Below are 19,344 nucleotides of genomic sequence, written 5' to 3'. Positions count from 1 at the left end.
CATTGGTTTCTTTTGCGATAAGGGATTTAAAGTCGATGTGATCAAAGGGACTCATAAGTTGTGATATTAGGTATGAAAAATAAAATCAATTAGATCACAAATTTAATAAAAATGGTATAATACTGCCGCGGCGCCCAGAAGTGAAACGCGTAGTGACGAGGGTGGAAAGCGTGTGGGTGTTCTTTTCTTTATGTGAGAGGGTTGTATTTTTAGTGTTCATGAAAAAATTTTATAAATAGAACATTTATTACTAGCCAGCTGATTAATTTTTGTTACACTACCTGCTCAAAAATAATACTAATAATAAACTATACCAAATACTCATTCTTTGAGTTTTATGTATATATGAATGGGAACCTTGATGGAACCGAGGATAAAAGATCAGGATAGTAGTGTCATTGAGCATGAAAATGTTCAGACTTTATTACGAGATTTGAATTCAGCAAATGAACAATTAAAGCAAGCTAATGCCTTTAACGAGGTTTTGAAGAGTAGCTATAAATCTGAATTAGAATCGCTTGTAGAAGAGCGGACACAGGAACTTGAAAGGGCCAATTCAAACTTACGCTTACAAATAGCCGAAAGGTTAAAAGCGGAGCAACAACTTTATTTTGATGCTCATCATGATTCATTAACTAAACTTCCTAATCGTGCAATGTTTACTGACAGGCTAAGTTACGCTATCAGGCATTTAAAGCGACATCCTGATCAACGATTTGCCGTATTATTTATCGACCTTGACAGGTTTAAAATCATTAATGATACATTAGGGCACCATGCTGGTGATACCTTCCTCGTTGAAATTTCTTCAAGATTAAACGCCTGTGTTCGGGACAATGATGTTTTAGCAAGGTTAGGTGGTGATGAATTTGTTATTTTATTAGACTCATTACAATCAGAAAATGTAGAGGATGTTGCCAACCGTATTATAACGAGTATAGAAAAACCGTATAAAATTGAAAGTAATACATTGTACTCTAGTGCAAGTATTGGTATTGCTTTGTGTAACGGGCATTATCAAAATGCAGATGAAGTGTTACGAGATGCAGATGCTGCAATGTATCAAGCTAAGGGTTTAGGTCGAGGACGATTTATTTTTTTTGATGATAGTATGAGAGATAAACTTGTTGCAACGATGACACTAGAACAAGAGTTGAGAATCGCAATACAGCAGGAGCAATTTGAACTACACTATCAAAAGATATCTGATTTGAGTTGTACTAAGATTATTGGATTTGAGGCATTATTACGTTGGAACCATCCTATTAAGGGTTTGTTAACACCAAGTTATTTTTTACATTTAGCAGAAGAAACAGGGATTATTCTGACGATTGAAACTTGGGTTATTGAAGAAGTTGCTAGACAACTGCATATGTTGAAAAATAGCCAAGAAAATCAACATGCTTTTATCGCTATCAATTTATCTGGCAAACATCTTACACAAACTAATCAACTGAATAAGCTGGTTACTTTAATCAACGAACAGGATTTTGAACCACAAAGACTAATTTTAGAATTTAATGAAACAGCTTTTTCTCAACATGAAGCGCACTCTCTTAAAGGTTTACGAAAGTTAAAAAGTATTGGAGTTAAATTGGCGTTAGATGATTATGCTTCAGGTGTTTCGTCCTTCAATTTTTTACACAATTATCCCTTTGAATTTATTAAATTAGATCGTGGATTTATCCGAACTTTAACAAACAGTAATAGAAATTTACCTTTAGTTAAAGCTTTACATGATCTGGGTGAACAATATGGCTATCGATTAGTTGCAGAAGGCATAGAAAGTGAAAGTGTTTTGAAAAAGCTTCACTCTGCAGGTTGTGATTTTGGGCAGGGATACCACATAAGCAAACCCGAAAAATTGCTACGAAGTTCTGTTATATGCAAAACACAAAATTGTGCGTAATATATATCCCTCAAGTACTATTAGCGTGTCTTAAATATTGTCTTAGCGCATAATTTTTTAAAACAATATATGCTTTTACTCGTTTACTCAATATGTTCTGGTGTATACTGCTATTAAATTGATTATAGGAGTTTGTTATGGCTGGTATCGGTATTTGGCAATTATTAATTGTTGCCCTTATTATTGTTTTATTATTTGGCACTAAAAAATTGCGTAACCTCGGTGGAGATTTAGGATCCGCGATTAAAGGTTTTAAAAACGCAGTAACGGATGAAAAAGATTCTGAGAATAAGTCTGAAGCTAGCGCTGATTCTTTAGTTGATAATACATCAGCAGCAAATGAAACAAGCAAAAAAGAAAACCAAAAAGAAAATAGTCAGGCATAACAAATGTTTGATATAGGCTTTTGGGAATTAATGCTGATTGGTGTTATGGGCTTAGTGGTTTTGGGGCCAGAACGTTTACCTATTGCGATTAGAACTATCAGAGGCTGGATAACTGGCGCTCGTAAGTTCACGGATACGATGAAATCAGAACTCTCAGAAGAATTAAGAGTTCATGAATTGCATGCGAATTTGAAAAAGGCAGAACAAGGTAATATGGCTGATATGTCACCAGAGGTGGCTGAATCCGTTAAATCCTTACAAGAAGCTGCGGCAATGGTAAATGAACCATTTAAAAAAATCGACACATCAGCATTAGATGAAATGATATCAACGTCACTTGCAAATTCTAAATCCAACAAAGATGCTTCGTTAGCGGTAGATGATATTGAAAGTGATAATGCATTGAACAATGATAAATCAGCTTATTCCCAAACAAGTGATACATCTACTATAGATGACAAAACTAAAGACAAATGAATTCAACTAAACAATCAAACCAGGAAAACCCTGAGATAACACAAAAAAGTGTCACTCTTTTTGATCACTTATTGGAATTGAGAACGCGTTTATTACACGCCGTATTAGGTGTTATTATAGTGTTTTGTAGTTTAGTTTATTTTGCTCAAGATATTTATCAATACTTGGCTCAACCATTACTTCAAACGATGCCTTCTGGATCACAGATGATAGCAACAGATGTTGCTTCACCATTTTTTGCGCCCTTTAAGTTAACAATAGTTTTGTCTATCTTCATTGCAATGCCGTATATTCTTTATCAAATATGGTCCTTTATTGCGCCAGGGTTATATCGAAACGAGAAGAAGTTAGTTGCTCCATTAATGCTTGGCTCAACGTTGCTCTTTTATGGCGGAATTGCTTTTGCTTATTTTGTTGTTTTTCCGGTTGTGTTTGCTTTTTTTACCTCAGTAGCGCCTGAAGGGGTGGTTATTGCAACTGATATTAGTAGTTATTTAGATTTTGTTTTGAAATTGTTTTTTGCCTTTGGTGCAGCATTTGAAATACCAATTGCAATTATATTGTTGTGTTGGACGGGTGTAACTAGTCCTAATAGTTTACGTCAAAAACGCCCCTATGTTATTGTTGGAGCTTTTGTTATTGGTATGTTGCTTACACCGCCAGATATCATTTCTCAATCAATGCTTGCTATTCCAATGCTACTTTTATTCGAAGTAGGTATTATTATTGCTTCTTTGTATCATAAAGAGGATGAAGAACTAGAGGACAAAGTGTCATGAGAGTAAACATTATTGTATTAATAGCATTGTGTAGTGTGTTGGTATCCCCAAATGTTTTTTCTAAAGTAATAAATAGTGACGCCACTGATGGCTTATCATATTGTTCAAAGCTATTAAATGGAGATAAACGACTTGCTTGTTATGATGAATTAGCTAAAAAATATTTTGTAAGTGTTAAGTTGGATGAACCAGATACGCATCAGGTCGTCCAAGCAAAAGCGCCTGTAGCAAAAGTAAAAAATATTATTACTGAAGAAAAACAAAAAATTGATGAATTTTCAAAGGAAGACATAATTAAAAAGGATGGGGAAAAAGAGCTTGAGAGCATCACTTCTACTATTACTAGTATTAAAAAATTAATAAGAGGTGAATTAGTCATTGATTTAGAAAATGGACAACAATGGCGCCAAAAAGACTCTGCCAGAATTAGTTTAAAAGTAGGTGATGAGGTTATTTTGAAAAAAGGGGCGTTAGGCGCAGTGTATTTTTATAAAGTTGGAAGCAATAGAAGAATTAAGGTTAAACGACTAAAATAGTGATTGATATAGGGGTTAACTTAACCAACAAGCGCTTTGACAAAGATCGAGTAGAAGTAATAGCTCGTGCTAAACAATTAGGGCTAAAGCAACTACTCATTACAGGCACTAACATTAATGAGAGTAAGCAAGCTTTAGTGTTGTGCCAATGTTATCAAGAACAATTTCCCAACACCTTATATGCTACTGCAGGAGTTCACCCCCATGATGCTGATGGTGTGAGTGAACATTATTTATCTGATTTAGCAATGTTAGCTGAACAACCACATGTCAAGGCTATTGGAGAGTGCGGTTTAGATTTCAATCGAAATTTTTCTCAACCAAGCCAACAATTAACTATCTTTAAAGAACAGATACAGCTAGCAAAACAACTTTCCATGCCATTATTCTTACATCAACGTGATGCGTTTAATTCTTGGTATACGCTATTAAAGCCTTTTATTGATCATGTACCCGCAATGATTTCTCATTGTTTTACGGGTAATAAAGAAGAATTGAAAAAATGCATAGACGTAGGTATGTATATTGGCATTACGGGTTGGATATGTGATGAAAGAAGAGGTCAATCTTTACAAGATATTGTTGATTTAATTCCTTTAAACCGTTTACTTATTGAAACAGATGCGCCTTATTTGACACCAAGAACAATTAAACCTAAGCCTAAAAGCAATCGTAATGAACCAAGTTACTTGCCATATATTATTGAAAAAATTGCAGATATAACAGGCCTTGACCCTGACGAAATAGCTTGTCAAACTAGTATGAATGCTCGGCAAGCGTTTAATTTACCAATTTAATTTGCCACACTTACTAAGGCTTGAGCTAAGCGTTTATTATGGTCAAATTTCTTCACCAAATATTAAAAACAAGGCAAGTATTCTACTTGTTTTTTGGTCTGTTTTTTATGGTGCAGGCTCAGGCTGAAGTTCCTAACTATAATATTGATCAGAATAAGCAATTAGTTGTTCATTATTTACATTATTTTACTAGTGCCCCCTTGCAGAATAAAATTGAAATTAATGAGCTATATAAGCATGATTGGCATGATGTTTACTTGAAAAACGGCGATATGTTAATTATGCCAGGTAAAAATTGGTTTGCATTTGATTTAACAAATCAAAGTGATAAAGCACAATCAGTTTATCTTGATATAGCCAATCAAGTGCGAATGAGTCAGGTTGAGTTGTTTGTTCAAGATATTGAGCATAATATCACTGAAAAAAAGATGCAACTGCAACGCAGTAATAATCGAAACGCCAAAGTTACAGTATCACCACACTCTCAAATTACACTTTATTTAACTGTTGAGAGTGCGACCCAGTTGCGTACTTCCGTTAACATATATTCAGTGAATAAATATATTGAGGCAAGTAGCACACTACAGTTTCAGCAAGGTATTGCCATTGGGGGGTTGTTTTGTTTGTCTGTTGTTTTTCTCTTGCTATTCTTTGCAACAGGTAATAAACCTATTTTTACTCTTTTTGGTTATTTTTTAAGTAACACCTTCATGCTTTCAGCAATGCTTGGTTTTAATCTCTATTACCTATTTACTTATTTACCTGAATTAATTGGTATTGAAATTCCGCTGCTAGTAGCCGCATCGGCAATTTTTTTATTTGTGTTTACCGCTCAGCTTTTTAATCTAAAAACTAGATTTTATCATATTTATCAAACAATTCGTATGAGTTCGTGGGGGCTTTTTCTGTATATGCCATTAAGTCTTTATTTTTCTGTGGCTGATAATATATCTATTAGTATGGCTATTTATGCTTTAGTGAATTTTTCGTTAATTGCTTTAGGACTTTATTTACGCAAGTTCGGTAGTCGCTTAGCGTTACTGTTTACTTTCGCTATGACTGTACAGTTTATTCTTGTTGTGATTGTTATTGTTTCTGTTAACTGGTTTGATATAGGGTTTATTGCTTATAGAGATTTATTTTATGGGATGCTTTTTTGGCTTAATTGCTTGTTAATGACTTTCATACTAAGTCGACAATACCGTTACCAGCTAATAGATAAACAAGAAGCACAACGCCAAGCACTGCAAAATGCTATTGCTTCTGAACGGGTGCAGGAAGAGTTATTAAGGCTCAAATCACAGAACCAAGAAGAGTTAGAAAACCGTGTGCAAGAGCGTACTTTAGAGCTCAATATTGCTTTGCAAGAGTTAGAAGAAGTGAATCATGAACTTGAGCAAAAGAATACGTTAGATGAACTAACAGGTTTATTTAACAGGCGGTTTTATGATCAAAAAATTCTTGCAGAATATCGTCGTAGTAAACGAAATTTAACTCCATTAAGTTTAGTTTTAATAGATATAGACCACTTTAAAGTTGTTAATGATACTTATGGGCACTTAGCCGGTGATTGGTGTCTGGCATGGTTAAGTGAGCAAATTAAAGGTAGTTTAAAACGGAGTGCTGATATGGCATTTCGTTATGGTGGAGAAGAATTTTGTTTAATCTTGCCTGATACAGATGAAAAAGGAGCAATATCTTTAGCTGAAACATTGAGAAAAAGTATTGCTAAACAAGTATGTATTTACAAAGATATAAGAATTCCATTAACAATTAGCAATGGTATATTTACGTATAATCAACAAGATAATATGACACCAGAACAAATATTCTCCAGCGCAGATAAAGCGCTTTATCAAGCAAAACATGATGGTCGGAATCAAACACAAGTAGGTAAAGAAAGTTGTGAATAACACAAAAACTCTAGGAATATAGTAATGAACAATAGTAATTTTTTTGGGCAATACCCAGCTCGCCGTATGCGTCGCATGCGCAAAGATGATTATACTCGTCGCTTAATGGCTGAACATCAGGTCACCGTGAATGATTTAATTTATCCAGTATTTGTATTGGAAGGAGAGAATCAACGAGAAGCTATCGCTTCTATGCCTGGTGTAGAGAGAAAAAGTATTGATTTGTTATTAGAAGAGGCACAAGAGTTAGTCGCTTTAGGTATACCTGCTATTGCGCTTTTTCCTGTCACTCCCAGTGACAAAAAATCATTAATGGCAGAAGAGGCTTATAACCCTGAAGGCCTCGCACAACGTGCAGTTAGAGCGTTAAAATCTGCATTTCCACAATTAGCTGTAATTACTGATGTTGCCCTTGACCCTTTTACTACTCATGGTCAAGACGGTATTTTAAGTGAAAGCGATGCAAACAAAGCAGGCCCAGAAGGTTATGTGCTAAATGAGGTAACTAAAGATATTCTCGTTAAGCAAGCGTTATCTCATGCACAAGCGGGTGCTGATATTGTTGCTCCTTCGGATATGATGGATGGTCGTATCGGTGCAATCAGGGAGGCGCTTGAAGCTAATGGTTTTGTAAACACTAAAATTTTAGCTTATTCAGCAAAATATGCGTCTAATTATTACGGTCCATTTCGCGATGCAGTAGGTTCTGCGGGGAATATTAAGGGCGGTAATAAGCATACTTATCAGATGGATCCAGCTAACAGTAATGAAGCACTACATGAAGTGGCTCAAGACATTGCAGAAGGGGCTGATATGGTAATGGTTAAACCAGGTATGCCATATTTAGATATAGTGCGCCGGGTTAAAGATACCTTTCAAGTACCAACCTATGCGTACCAAATCAGTGGAGAATATGCTATGCATATGGCAGCAATTCAAAATGGCTGGTTAGCAGAAAAACCCTGTGTTATGGAAGGGCTACTTGCATTTAAACGTGCTGGAGCTGATGGAGTTTTAACTTATTTTGCTAAACAAGTGGCAAGATGGTTAAAGGAAGATAAAGTGTAACGAACAGAGTTGCCTATGTTTGTAGTTACACAATTAACTAGGCAACATCTCATGTAAAATCCCTTCTCGTAGCGCACCAGTCGATAATTTAAGCTCTTTAATGTCTAAACAATTGAAGAGCGCAATTAAAATACATAAACCACTGGCTAAAACTGACCTCCTGTCTGTTCTTAGTCCATCTAAAAAAATATGTTCGATAGATTGACACTCAATGAGCGCTTGTTTAATTTCATGTAAAAAACTGTTTGTAATAATGATACTTTGTTGACGGTAAGAGAGAATTTCGGCTAAAGCTTGAATGGTGCCTGAACTACCTACAACCGTTTGCCAACCCAATGCAACAAAGTCAGTACGAACAGGCATAATGATAGAACATGCGGCATTAATGGCTGTAGCAAAGTTTTGTTCTGACAGTTGCCCATTAGTAAAAAACCTCTCTCTAAAACTAACACAACCAACGTCTAAGCTTACTGCTTTTTTTGCTATTGTGCCTTTACCAATAATTAATTCTGTACTTGCTCCACCGATATCAACGACTAGTCTTTTTAGTGATAAATCAGATTGACAAGTATAGGCAACGCCGCTGTATATTGTTTCAGCCTCTTGCTTGCCTGTAAGTAACTGTATTTTTACAGGAAGAATATTATTGGCTTTAGTTAAAAAGTCATCACGATTTTTAGCTATTCTTAATGTGGCTGTCGCAACAATTTTAATATTACTTAACGGGATAGTTGAAAGGTGTTTAGCAAATAAACTTAAACAATCAAGTCCTCGCTTAATTGCTTTTTCGCTAAGTTCATTTTGATTATTAAGACCAGAAGCTAAACGGACTTTACGCTTAACCTTATTCACGGTATTAATTTTATTTTTATGTAAACAGACAATAGATAAATGAAAGCTGTTAGAGCCTAGATCAACCACAGCATAATGATTAGTGTCGTACTGTGGTATTTCGTTTAACGATAACATATGACAATGTACTTTAAATTAACGACGGCCGCGGTAATTGCTATTACCGCCTTGTCGACTACCATTAGAGCGTGTTGCATTTGATCTATGGCGTCGTTGGCGAGGTTTAGGTTTTGGTAAACCCTCAAGTAAAGCATCATGATCATACTTGCTTACAGGTAATTCATGTTCAATATATGTTTCAATGGCAGGCAAATTAAATACATACTGCTCACAAGCTAAACTAATAGCATGCCCCGTTTCTCCCGCACGACCTGTTCTACCAATACGATGAACATAATCTTCACAATCATCGGGTAAATCGTAGTTGAATACATGCGTTACTGCTGGAATATGTAGCCCACGAGCAGCAACATCTGTTGCAACTAAGAAGTCTAAGCTACCTCTAGTAAATTGCTCTAATATTTTTAAACGTTTTTTCTGAGGCACATCCCCAGTGAGCAAACCAACACGTAATTTGTCAGCAACAAGATGGTCATAAACTTTCTCGCAGACATGTTTTGTATTAGCGAAAATGATAGCTTTTTCAGGCCAATCTTCTTCTATAAGCGTTTGTAATAAAATCATTTTATCTTCATTTGAAGGGTAAAATAATTCTTCACTTATACGAGTATTTGTTTTTTGCTCAGGTTCTACTTCGACACTGGTTGGATCATTCATATGCTCAAAAGCAAGCTCTTTAACTCGAAATGATAAGGTTGCTGAAAATAGCATGCTTAAACGTTGAGGTGCTGGCGGCATTTTATCAAACATATAGCGAATATCTTTGATAAAGCCTAAATCAAACATTCTGTCAGCTTCATCGAGGACAATAGCTTCAATATTTGATAAGTTATATATACCTTGTTTCATGTAATCAATTAAACGACCACAAGTGCCAATTAAAATATCAACACCTTGCTCTAGCTCTAAACGTTGGCTCTCATAGCCCTCGCCACCATAAACAACGCCAAGGCGAAGGCCAGTGGCTTTAGAAATTTCAATAGCGTCACGGTGAATTTGAATTGCTAATTCACGTGTGGGTGCCATAATCAATGCCCTAGGCTGATTATGTGTAGGTGCTTCTTTTTGTAACAAATGATGGAAAGTTGCTGCCAAAAAGGCAATAGTTTTGCCTTCGCCTGTTTGTGCTTGTCCAGCAATATCGGTGCCTTGAAGCAGCACAGGTAAAGATTTCGCCTGGATAGACGTACAATATTCGAAGCCCATGGCTTCTAATCCGGTCACTACTTGCGGTGCAAGATTTAAGTCAGCGAATTTAATTTTAGTTAAATGTGTTTTTTTCATGGCGCTAGCTTAACATCATAGTAGCCTAATAACTAATTTTAGCTACTATTTGTGTAGATAATAGAAAACAAACTTGATATTTAAACAAGAAAGCCCCATAACACTTTTATATTGACATAGAATGTTGTAATTAATAGATTGGTTTAACCACCATAACCTACGGAGAATGAGATGAATGACAAAATTGTTCAGCTAACTGATGATAGTTTCGAAGCCGATGTTTTAAAAGCATCTGGGCTAGTGTTGGTCGATTTTTGGGCTGAATGGTGTGGTCCTTGTAAAATGATAGCCCCTGTACTTGATGATATTGCTACTGAGTATGAAGGCAAAGTGACTGTCGGTAAGTTAAATATTGACCAAAATTCAGACACCCCCCCTAAATATGGTGTAAGAGGTATTCCTACATTATTATTATTTAAAGACGGCGAACTTGCCGATACAAAGGTTGGTGCTTTGTCGAAAACACAATTAAAAGAGTTTTTAGACAAAAATCTGTAAGATTAGCTCTAAAATCCCAAAAAGCCTGGAATAATTTTCAGGCTTTTTTGTTTAATTTATATATTATGAAAAATATTTGCTTACATTTTAACGAGTACCTTTACCTAGGTGACTTTTAATGTTAAATTTAAGTCCTGAGTAAAAAATAACATCTCTTTACCCCTATCTTACTGTCTTTATCGGCTACTTATAAGCCACATTATATTGATATGAAGGTTATAAAACACATTTGAAATATACTGTCGTCGGCAATCGCCCTAGACGTAATCACTTAAAATAATTTAAGAAACCCCCTATGAACCTTACCGAACTAAAAGAAAAATCCGTTAACGAACTGGTGAAATTAGCTGAAGAAATGAAGCTAGAAAACCTGGCTAGAACACGCAAGCAAGATATAATTTTTGCTATATTAAAAAAACATGCTGAAAATGATAATGATATTTTTGGTGGTGGTGTTTTAGAAATACTTCAAGATGGTTTTGGTTTTTTACGCTCCGCAGACTCTTCCTACTTAGCTGGCCCAGATGATATTTATGTCTCTCCTAGTCAAATTCGTCGTTTTAGCATGCGTACAGGCGATACTATTCAAGGAAAGATTCGTTCACCGAAGAAAGGTGAACGTTACTTTGCCTTATTAAAAGTCACTGAAGTTAATTTTGATCGTCCAGAAAATTCACGAAATAAGATTTTATTTGAGAACTTAACGCCAATACATCCTAATGAACGTTTCACTATGGAGCGTGGTAATGGTTCAACCGAAGATATTACTGCTCGTATATTAGATTTAGCATCTCCAATAGGGAAAGGACAACGTGGTTTAATTGTTGCCCCTCCTAAAGCGGGTAAAACACTATTATTACAAAATATAGCGCAAAGTATTGCTTATAATCATCCTGATGCAGAATTAATGGTGTTGCTCATTGATGAACGACCTGAAGAAGTAACTGAAATGCAACGCCTTGTTAAAGGTGAAGTGGTAGCTTCAACATTTGATGAGCCAGCTAGTCGCCATGTACAAGTTGCAGAAATGGTGATAGAAAAAGCAAAACGTTTAGTTGAACATAAAAAAGATGTCGTGATTCTACTAGACTCTATTACTCGACTAGCTCGAGCATATAACACCGTGGTTCCTTCTTCAGGCAAAATTCTAACGGGTGGTGTTGATGCAAACGCTTTACATCGTCCTAAGCGTTTCTTTGGTGCAGCCCGTAATATTGAAGAAGGCGGTAGTTTAACCATCATCGCGACGGCATTAGTCGATACCGGTTCTAAAATGGATGAAGTTATCTATGAAGAATTTAAAGGCACGGGTAATATGGAGCTACACTTATCACGTAAAGTTTCAGAGAAACGCGTTTTCCCTGCTATTCACATTAATCGTAGTGGTACACGTCGTGAAGAATTGATCACTAAGCCTGATGAGTTACAAAAAATGTGGATTTTGCGTAAAATCGTACATGAAATGGATGAAGTTGGCGCGATTGAATTCCTTATTGATAAATTGGCTATGACTAAGACCAATGATGAATTTTTTGACTCAATGAAACGTAAGTAAGTTTTTACTTTTGACAGAAAACCAGTCGTACCGACTGGTTTTTTTGTTTTTAAACCGTTTTCTTAACATTTAATGACAATTATGAAATATAACGACTTAAGAGACTTTATCAGCCAGTTAGAAAAAATGGGGCAATTAAAGCGCATTACTAGCCCCGTTTCTACTCATCTTACTATGACTGAAATTAGCGACCGTACATTGCGAGCTAAAGGACCAGCATTATTATTTGAGAATGCGGTGGATGAAAACGGTAAACCTTATGATGTACCTGTATTAACTAATCTTTTTGGCACACCTGAGCGTGTTGCTTTAGCGATGGGACAAAGTGATGTTAAGGCTTTGCGAGATGTCGGTAAACTACTTGCCATGTTAAAAGAGCCTGAACCCCCAAAAGGTTTTAGAGACGCCTTAGGCAAGCTACCTATTTACAAACAGGTGCTTAACATGCCAACTAAAATGGTAAAAAAACCGTTATGTCAGCAAATTGTGTTGAGTGGTGATGAGGTAGATTTAAATAAATTACCCATTCAAACTTGTTGGCCAGGTGACGCTGCACCGCTGATAACATGGGGCTTAACCATTACAAAAGGGCCTCATAAAGAGCGACAAAATTTAGGTATTTATCGACAACAAGTCTTGTCTAAAAATAAAGTGATTATGCGTTGGTTGTCGCATCGTGGTGGTGCATTAGATTTCCAAGAATTTAAACAATTGCATCCAGGAGAAAAATATCCAGTTTCGGTTGCTTTAGGTGCCGATCCAGCCACTATTTTAGGTGCTGTAACACCCGTTCCCGACACCTTGTCAGAATATGCTTTTGCGGGGCTATTACGTGGTGCTAAAACCGAAGTAGCTAAATCAATTAGTAATGATTTAGAGGTGCCTGCAACGGCAGAAATCATTTTAGAAGGGTATTTAGACCCAGATGAAACAGCACCAGAAGGGCCCTATGGTGATCATACTGGTTATTATAACGAAGTCGATGACTTTCCTGTATTCACCGTAACACATATTACTATGCGTAAAAATCCTATTTACCATAGTACTTATACAGGTCGTCCGCCAGACGAACCTGCCATTTTGGGAGTAGCGCTAAACGAAGTTTTTGTACCCATTTTGCAAAAACAGTTCCCTGAAATACAAGATTTCTATTTGCCACCTGAGGGGTGTTCGTATCGTTTAGCGGTTGTGACTATTAAAAAGCAATACGCAGGGCACGCTAAGCGTGTAATGATGGGTGTTTGGTCGTTCTTACGTCAATTTATGTATACTAAATTTGTTATTGTATGTGACGATGATGTGAATGCTCGTAATTGGGAAGATGTTATTTGGGCAATGACCACCCGAATGGATCCCAGCCGAGATACAGTGCTCATTGAAAATACCCCAATAGACTATTTAGATTTTGCTTCGCCAGTATCAGGTTTAGGCTCAAAAATGGGGTTAGACGCAACGAATAAATGGCCAGGTGAAACTAATAGAGAATGGGGAGAGCCAATAGTTATGGATGAAGCGATTAAACAGCAAGTTGATGATATTTGGGATGAACTTAATATCTTCTCAGAAGCAACAATGAAAGAACAAGGTTAATAAATGAATACAGTTAATTGTCAAATAATATCATTAACATCGCTTACACCGCATGTGTATAAAGTGTTATTAAAACCGAGTCAAAAAGTCGATTTTATTCCTGGTCAATATTTAAATTTTATCATGAGTGATAAGGATAAACGCCCATTTTCTATTGCGAGCTCACCAAATAGTGACTTAATAGAATTGCAAATTGGTGCTTTTATTGCCGACAGTTACCCAATGCAAGTGATTGAGCGTATTAAAGCTTCACAGGCAAACAATGAGCCTGTAGCTGTTGAAATTCCATTAGGTAATGCACAGCTTCGTACTGATAGTGAACGACCATTGCTTTTGCTAGCAGGTGGCACAGGTTTTTCTTATATAAAATCAATGTTTGAATATTTAGTTGAGCAAAACTCGCATCGTCATATTATGGTGTATTGGGGGTTAAGAGAGTTGTCAGCGGCTTACGAATTAGAAGAAACTGCAGCAATGATCGCTAAATTACCTTATGCTAACTTTATTCCTGTTATTGAAAATGTGGCAGAAAATACGGGTAAAAATGATGTTTGGCAAGGAAAAACGGGCTTAGTTCATCAAGCAGTAATGCATGATATTATTAGTTTAGAGCCTTATGATATATATCTTGCTGGTCGTTTTGATATGGTAGGACTTATACGAAGTGATTTTATAGAGCATGGCGCATTGGTCGAGCATATGTATGCTGATGCATTTGCTTTTATTTAAATGAAAACAAATGTTGATTGCACAGTAATTACAAGGATGTAATACGTTCAAATAGTTCCCTATTTCAGCTAACACCATAAATACCCCAACTAAGTATAATATAAATCAAGCTATTTAATTCACTACAAAATTTACCTTGAAGTATTTCTATTATTTCAATACCTCATAGTTATCATTCTATATTTCTTCAATCAATGCTTTACTTCTAAGCCTTTTAATTCTCGCTGAGTGGGAAAGAACTTAATCAACTGGTATAACTTAACAAACTTAGTATTAAACATTTATATAAACAAAGGGTATTCACTACAGTTATTAATGATAATGGTTATCATTGACATTCTTGTTGTTCTTTTGTAAAGTGCGCGCATTCAGAATAATAAACACATAAAACACAATTTTTTGACAAGGGTTTTCAATGAAAAATCAATTTAAGTATCAAACGTTAGCAGCATGTATTGCAATGGTTTGTAGTGTTGCACAAGCTGATAATAGTCAAGCGAATGAAGCCGAGGCACCAATAGAGCATATGGTTGTCAGTGCAACAGGTTTTGAGCAAAAACTTACCGCAGCACCTGCGAGCATCTCTATAATTACAGAAGCAGATCTTAGAACGCGTCCTTTTATTACACTTCTTGATGCAATTAAATATCAAGAAGGTGTTGATATTGGAACAAGCCGCGATAAAACAGGGCAGGGTTCTATTAGCATGCGTGGCTTAACGAGTGAGTATTCATTGATATTAGTTGATGGTAAACGTCAAAATAATCATGGTGATATATACCCTAATAACTTTGGTGGCAATGCTTTTGGGCATATTCCTCCAATGGATGCTATCGCACGAGTTGAAGTGATTAGGGGCCCAGCATCAACATTGTATGGTGCCGATGCTCTCGGTGGTGTTATTAATATAATAACCAAAAAGGCAGAGGGAAAATGGTCAGGCTCTATGAGTTTTGGCCGTAGTTTGCAAACGGATGATCAATTTGGTGATGATATCACTACTGACTTTTTTGTTATGGGGCCTTTAATTGAAGACACCTTGGAGCTTAGCTTACGTGGTAGCATTTATGAAAGACAAGCGTCTTCACCAGAGTTTTCTCCAGCAACGGATCCAAATGGCGTAATACATGAACGTTCACTAGGTTTTGGTAGTGGTGGGAAAACTGTTGATAATACTAATCAACAATACGGCGTATCCTTATTGTTTACACCGAGTACAGCACACACAATTCGCTTTGATTACGATAACTCTAATCAAAAGTATGACAACACCCCTACCTATAATATTAATACTGAAGAGATTATTTATCCGCTAGGAACTAAAGATAATATTGAATCAATATGGCGTACGTCTGGCGGACAAGTTTCGCCTCGTGCTGGGTATGCTGCTGATCAAGAGTTTGACCGAGAATGGTGGTCGTTAACTTATGATGCTGATTGGGGGTTTGCTAGCTCGTTTGTTGCTTTATCTTATGTTGAAACTCAAAATAATGGCCGTACTATGCCGTTAACTGTTGCTGAACGTCAATTATTACAAGTAATGTACGATGGTGAGGGTGATTATGCGGGTATGGCAGAGGCTGATAGAAAAGCATTAGCAGAAGAAACTTTTTTACCTAGACCACAACGTCCTTTAGAAAGCAGCCAATATACATTAGACGCTCGTTTAGATATTCCATTAACTGATTTAGCAGGTGATCATAATTTAGTGATTGGCGGTCAGCTTACTGATGGTGAATTGCTTGATGGTGTTTTTGGTATGGAAGATAATGTTACTAATGGTGTACAAGAGCATAAAATGTATGCGCTTTTTGTTGAAGATAACTGGACTATTATTGAACCACTAACCATTACAGCAGGTATTCGTTACGACAAGCATGACGTGTTTGGTAGTAATATTTCACCTCGTTTATATTCTGTTTACACCTTATCTGATAATTGGACGATTAAAGGGGGCGTAAGCACAGGATTTAAGACCCCTAAAACAACTGATTTGTATGACGGTATTACAGGGTTTGGCGGTCAAGGTACCTCTCCTTTTGCTGGTAATCCAGACTTAGAACCCGAAACCAGTGTTAATAGTGAGATAGCTTTATATTGGAATGCTCCTAAAAAGGGTCATAATTTTAATATTACTTATTTTATGACTGAATTCGAAGATAAAATAGCCTCGGGCGACCGAATTAATAGTTGTAGGGCGACTAACGGTGTCCGTCCGTGTGTTAATTTAGGTGCTTATGATGATTTAGGTTATACAACATATAGCCAAAAAATAAATATTGATAAAGTAGATATTCAAGGTATTGAAGTTGCTGGTAGAATTAACCTGACAGAACGTTGGAATATTAGTGCCAACTATACATGGACAGATAGCGAACAAAAGAGTGGCGCTCAGGAAGGTCAACCATTAACTAATACAGCGGAACATATGGCTAATATTACTGCTGACTGGACAATAACTGACAGTTTAAATGTTTATCTTCAACTTGAAATGCGCTCTGATCGCTATAGAGATTGGGATAGCACACTTGAAAAAGCATTGTATTATAAAAACTATAACGCATTAAATCTTGGTGCACGTTATAAACTTAATGAAAATGTGAGTGTTAATTTACGTGTAAATAATCTACTTGATGAAGACTTTACTTCTTATTCAACGCATTATGCTGATTTAAATGACGATGGCCAGTATGAATATTTATCTGGCCGAGGTGAAATTAGTGAAGTGGTATTTACAGATGACTACAATATTAAAGATAAAGCCCGTAGTTTTTGGGTAAGTCTTAATGCTTCCTTCTAATTAGGTTTAAAAAAGGAATTCAAACAGTATATGAAACTATTTTTAGGTAACGCACGTCAATGGCATTGGATCAGTGCGGCTATTTGTAGTATTGGTATGCTGTTTTTTTCATGGACGGGAATAACGCTTAACCATGCAGGTGATATTCCTGCCAATTCAGATATCACTACAATTGAAGCAAATTTATCTGAGAGCATCTTGCAGCATTGGCGTTCCCTTGATGAAAATAGAAATATATTGCCAGAAAATGTTCGACAATATTTGAAAAGTAAATATGACTTATATATTCCTGCCACTATCGCTGGTGAGCTGAATGACGGTGAGTTTTATTTAGCTATGCCAAAACCAGGTGTTGATGCTTGGCTTTCAGTAGACCTTGAAAGTGGAGAGTTAATTTATGAACGTACAGACCGGGGTTGGATTTCATTCTTTAATGATTTACACAAAGGTCGGTACACAAATGAAGCTTGGCGCTGGTTTATCGATATATTTGCTGTGATTTGTATTGTTTTTTGTTTAAGTGGTTTATGGCTGCTATACAAGCAATCAACATTTAGATTGTCAACATGGCCAATAATTTCGCTAGGGGTATTATTACCTCTCATTATTATTTTAACGAGTTTACACTGATTATCGTGTTTAAAAGGAAAAGCAATGAATCGTAATATTCTGTTTAGCATAGTATTTTTATCAATACTGGGGTTAAGCGTCACTTCTCATGCTGCCAGTAATAACTTACTAGTAGAGGTTGAACTGCCACGCATGAATGTTGCTGAATACCATAGGCCATATGTTGCTATGTGGTTAGAAGATAGTAACCGTAAAGCCACTCAAATTGCCTTATGGTATGACTTGGCGATGAAAGAAGATGAAGGCAAAAAATGGCTTAAAGATATTCGTCAGTGGTGGCGACGCATTGGTAGAAAAGCAGAAGAGTCCTTTGATGGTTTAACTTCTGCCACTAAAGGGCCCGGAAAGCACACTATTTCAATAAACTTGAATGCAAAAGAACTCAAAGCATTACCTGCAGGTGCTTACCAATTACGCATTGAAGCATCAAGAGAAGTTGGAGGTAAAGAAATGGTTAATATTCCAATAATTTGGCCAATCAACACGACTGATTTCCCTTTAACCGTCTCTGGTAAGACAGAGTTGGGTAACATTAGTATTAAATTAAGCGAAAAATAACATTTTAAAAGGATCAAATAATGAAAGTATTTTCATCATTTAAGGCAATATTCTCTATTGGCATAGCGGTGAGTTTAAGTTTTAGTGCGCATGCGCATCGTGCGTGGATTGTGCCAAGCACCACTAATTTATCAGGTGATGCGCCATGGGTTACATTTGATGCAGCTGTTTCAAACTCTTTATTTGTACCAGAGCATGTGCCACTGCGCATGAAGGGTTTAACCGTACAAGACCCAACAGGAAAACTAGTTGATGTTGCTAATGCGCATACAGGTAAATATCGCTCAACATTCGACTTAAATTTATTAACACAAGGAACGTACAAAATTGGTTATGCATCGGGTGGTTTGCGTGCTTCATGGAAAGATAAAGAAGGCAAGCGTAAAAGATGGCCAGAACGAGGCCAAACAGCTAATGCTAATGAAGCCGATTTTGCAACAGCAGTACCTAAAAATGCTGACTCACTAAAAGTATCGCAAAGCTACCGTCGTTTAGAAACTTTTGTAACGTCTGGCGAACCAACTAAAAAAGTATTTGAACCAAGCAACGTAGGTTTAGAACTGGTACCCGTAACTCACCCTAATGATTTATTTGTTGGTGAAGCGGCTAAATTTCAATTTTTATTTCAAGGCAAACCAGTAGCAGGCGTTAAATTAGCCATTGTGAAAGGCGATACACGTTACCGCAATGAGCAGAATGAACTGAATATAGTCACTGATGCTAATGGTTACGCAAATATTACTTGGCCTGAAGCAGGTATGTATTTGCTTGAAGCTGAGTTTGAAGATGATAAAGCACAAGCGCCGGCAACGATACGCACTGGTAGTTATGGAGCAACATTTGCGGTATTACCACTGTAATTT

General features: G+C 36.5%; 18 protein-coding genes. 16 read left to right on the top strand and 2 right to left on the bottom strand.

Features of this window, described 5'->3' with window-relative positions; genetic code table 11:
* The first annotated feature begins 361 nt into the window (after positions 1 to 361).
* From ACE1OF_RS16860 to hemB, 8 genes are all read left to right on the top strand, one after another.
* The gene (locus ACE1OF_RS16860) at positions 362 to 1,909 is read left to right on the top strand and encodes a putative bifunctional diguanylate cyclase/phosphodiesterase (RefSeq protein ID WP_448895856.1); all 1,548 of its coding nucleotides are present in this window, start codon (positions 362 to 364) and stop codon (positions 1,907 to 1,909) included.
* Between the two features lie 137 nt (positions 1,910 to 2,046).
* Positions 2,047 to 2,295: a twin-arginine translocase TatA/TatE family subunit gene (gene tatA / locus ACE1OF_RS16855; RefSeq protein WP_448895854.1), complete on the top strand. Its 249-nt coding sequence runs from the start codon at positions 2,047 to 2,049 to the stop codon at positions 2,293 to 2,295.
* 3 nt (positions 2,296 to 2,298) lie between these two features.
* Positions 2,299 to 2,772: a Sec-independent protein translocase protein TatB gene (gene tatB / locus ACE1OF_RS16850; protein WP_448895853.1), complete on the top strand. Its 474-nt coding sequence runs from the start codon at positions 2,299 to 2,301 to the stop codon at positions 2,770 to 2,772.
* The gene (tatC, locus tag ACE1OF_RS16845) at positions 2,769 to 3,551 is read left to right on the top strand and encodes a twin-arginine translocase subunit TatC (protein WP_448895852.1); all 783 of its coding nucleotides are present in this window, start codon (positions 2,769 to 2,771) and stop codon (positions 3,549 to 3,551) included. The genes tatB and tatC overlap by 4 nt, the downstream gene beginning before the upstream one ends.
* Complete coding sequence (locus ACE1OF_RS16840) at positions 3,548 to 4,087, top strand: hypothetical protein (protein ID WP_448895850.1); 540 nt, start codon at positions 3,548 to 3,550, stop codon at positions 4,085 to 4,087. Before tatC ends, ACE1OF_RS16840 begins: the two co-directional genes overlap by 4 nt.
* The gene (locus tag ACE1OF_RS16835) at positions 4,087 to 4,884 is read left to right on the top strand and encodes a TatD family hydrolase (protein ID WP_448895849.1); all 798 of its coding nucleotides are present in this window, start codon (positions 4,087 to 4,089) and stop codon (positions 4,882 to 4,884) included. The genes ACE1OF_RS16840 and ACE1OF_RS16835 overlap by 1 nt, the downstream gene beginning before the upstream one ends.
* Positions 4,885 to 4,922: 38 nt before the next feature.
* Positions 4,923 to 6,797: a diguanylate cyclase gene (locus ACE1OF_RS16830; RefSeq protein ID WP_448895848.1), complete on the top strand. Its 1,875-nt coding sequence runs from the start codon at positions 4,923 to 4,925 to the stop codon at positions 6,795 to 6,797.
* 24 nt (positions 6,798 to 6,821) lie between these two features.
* Positions 6,822 to 7,865: a porphobilinogen synthase gene (gene hemB / locus ACE1OF_RS16825; RefSeq protein ID WP_448895846.1), complete on the top strand. Its 1,044-nt coding sequence runs from the start codon at positions 6,822 to 6,824 to the stop codon at positions 7,863 to 7,865.
* A gap of 33 nt (positions 7,866 to 7,898) precedes the next feature.
* On the opposite strand, the gene ACE1OF_RS16820 is transcribed toward hemB, so the two are convergent.
* Both ACE1OF_RS16820 and rhlB read right to left on the bottom strand, forming a co-directional pair.
* Complete coding sequence (locus ACE1OF_RS16820; protein WP_448895845.1) at positions 7,899 to 8,834, bottom strand: Ppx/GppA phosphatase family protein; 936 nt, start codon at positions 8,832 to 8,834, stop codon at positions 7,899 to 7,901.
* 18 nt (positions 8,835 to 8,852) lie between these two features.
* Positions 8,853 to 10,121, bottom strand: a complete 1,269-nt coding sequence (gene rhlB, locus ACE1OF_RS16815) for an ATP-dependent RNA helicase RhlB (RefSeq protein WP_448895843.1) — start codon at positions 10,119 to 10,121, stop codon at positions 8,853 to 8,855.
* 171 nt (positions 10,122 to 10,292) lie between these two features.
* Here rhlB and trxA point away from each other — a divergent pair, with 171 nt between their 5' ends.
* The 8 genes from trxA to ACE1OF_RS16775 all read left to right on the top strand — a co-directional run bounded on the left by trxA (position 10,293) and on the right by ACE1OF_RS16775 (position 19,341).
* Positions 10,293 to 10,619 carry a thioredoxin TrxA gene (trxA, locus tag ACE1OF_RS16810; RefSeq protein ID WP_448895842.1) on the top strand — a complete coding sequence of 109 codons (327 nt, stop codon included), beginning with the start codon at positions 10,293 to 10,295 and terminating at the stop codon, positions 10,617 to 10,619.
* Positions 10,620 to 10,914: 295 nt separating this feature from the next.
* Positions 10,915 to 12,174 carry a transcription termination factor Rho gene (gene rho, locus ACE1OF_RS16805; RefSeq protein WP_448895840.1) on the top strand — a complete coding sequence of 420 codons (1,260 nt, stop codon included), beginning with the start codon at positions 10,915 to 10,917 and terminating at the stop codon, positions 12,172 to 12,174.
* 81 nt (positions 12,175 to 12,255) lie between these two features.
* Complete coding sequence (ubiD, locus tag ACE1OF_RS16800) at positions 12,256 to 13,764, top strand: 4-hydroxy-3-polyprenylbenzoate decarboxylase (protein WP_448895839.1); 1,509 nt, start codon at positions 12,256 to 12,258, stop codon at positions 13,762 to 13,764.
* A gap of 3 nt (positions 13,765 to 13,767) precedes the next feature.
* Positions 13,768 to 14,493: an NAD(P)H-flavin reductase gene (fre, locus tag ACE1OF_RS16795; RefSeq protein ID WP_448895838.1), complete on the top strand. Its 726-nt coding sequence runs from the start codon at positions 13,768 to 13,770 to the stop codon at positions 14,491 to 14,493.
* Positions 14,494 to 14,908: 415 nt separating this feature from the next.
* The gene (locus tag ACE1OF_RS16790) at positions 14,909 to 17,293 is read left to right on the top strand and encodes a TonB-dependent receptor domain-containing protein (protein WP_448895836.1); all 2,385 of its coding nucleotides are present in this window, start codon (positions 14,909 to 14,911) and stop codon (positions 17,291 to 17,293) included.
* 30 nt (positions 17,294 to 17,323) lie between these two features.
* The gene (locus ACE1OF_RS16785; RefSeq protein WP_448895835.1) at positions 17,324 to 17,923 is read left to right on the top strand and encodes a PepSY-associated TM helix domain-containing protein; all 600 of its coding nucleotides are present in this window, start codon (positions 17,324 to 17,326) and stop codon (positions 17,921 to 17,923) included.
* A gap of 24 nt (positions 17,924 to 17,947) precedes the next feature.
* On the top strand, positions 17,948 to 18,481 hold the full coding sequence (locus tag ACE1OF_RS16780) for a DUF2271 domain-containing protein (protein WP_448895834.1): 534 nt from the start codon (positions 17,948 to 17,950) through the stop codon (positions 18,479 to 18,481).
* A 20-nt stretch (positions 18,482 to 18,501) separates the two neighbouring features.
* On the top strand, positions 18,502 to 19,341 hold the full coding sequence (locus tag ACE1OF_RS16775) for a DUF4198 domain-containing protein (RefSeq protein WP_448895833.1): 840 nt from the start codon (positions 18,502 to 18,504) through the stop codon (positions 19,339 to 19,341).
* The last annotated feature ends 3 nt before the right edge of the window (positions 19,342 to 19,344 follow it).

This window comes from Colwellia sp. E150_009 (genome assembly GCF_053543955.1).
The sequence above is the reverse complement of the archived record's forward strand: the minus strand, read 5'-3'. Positions and strand labels throughout refer to the sequence as shown.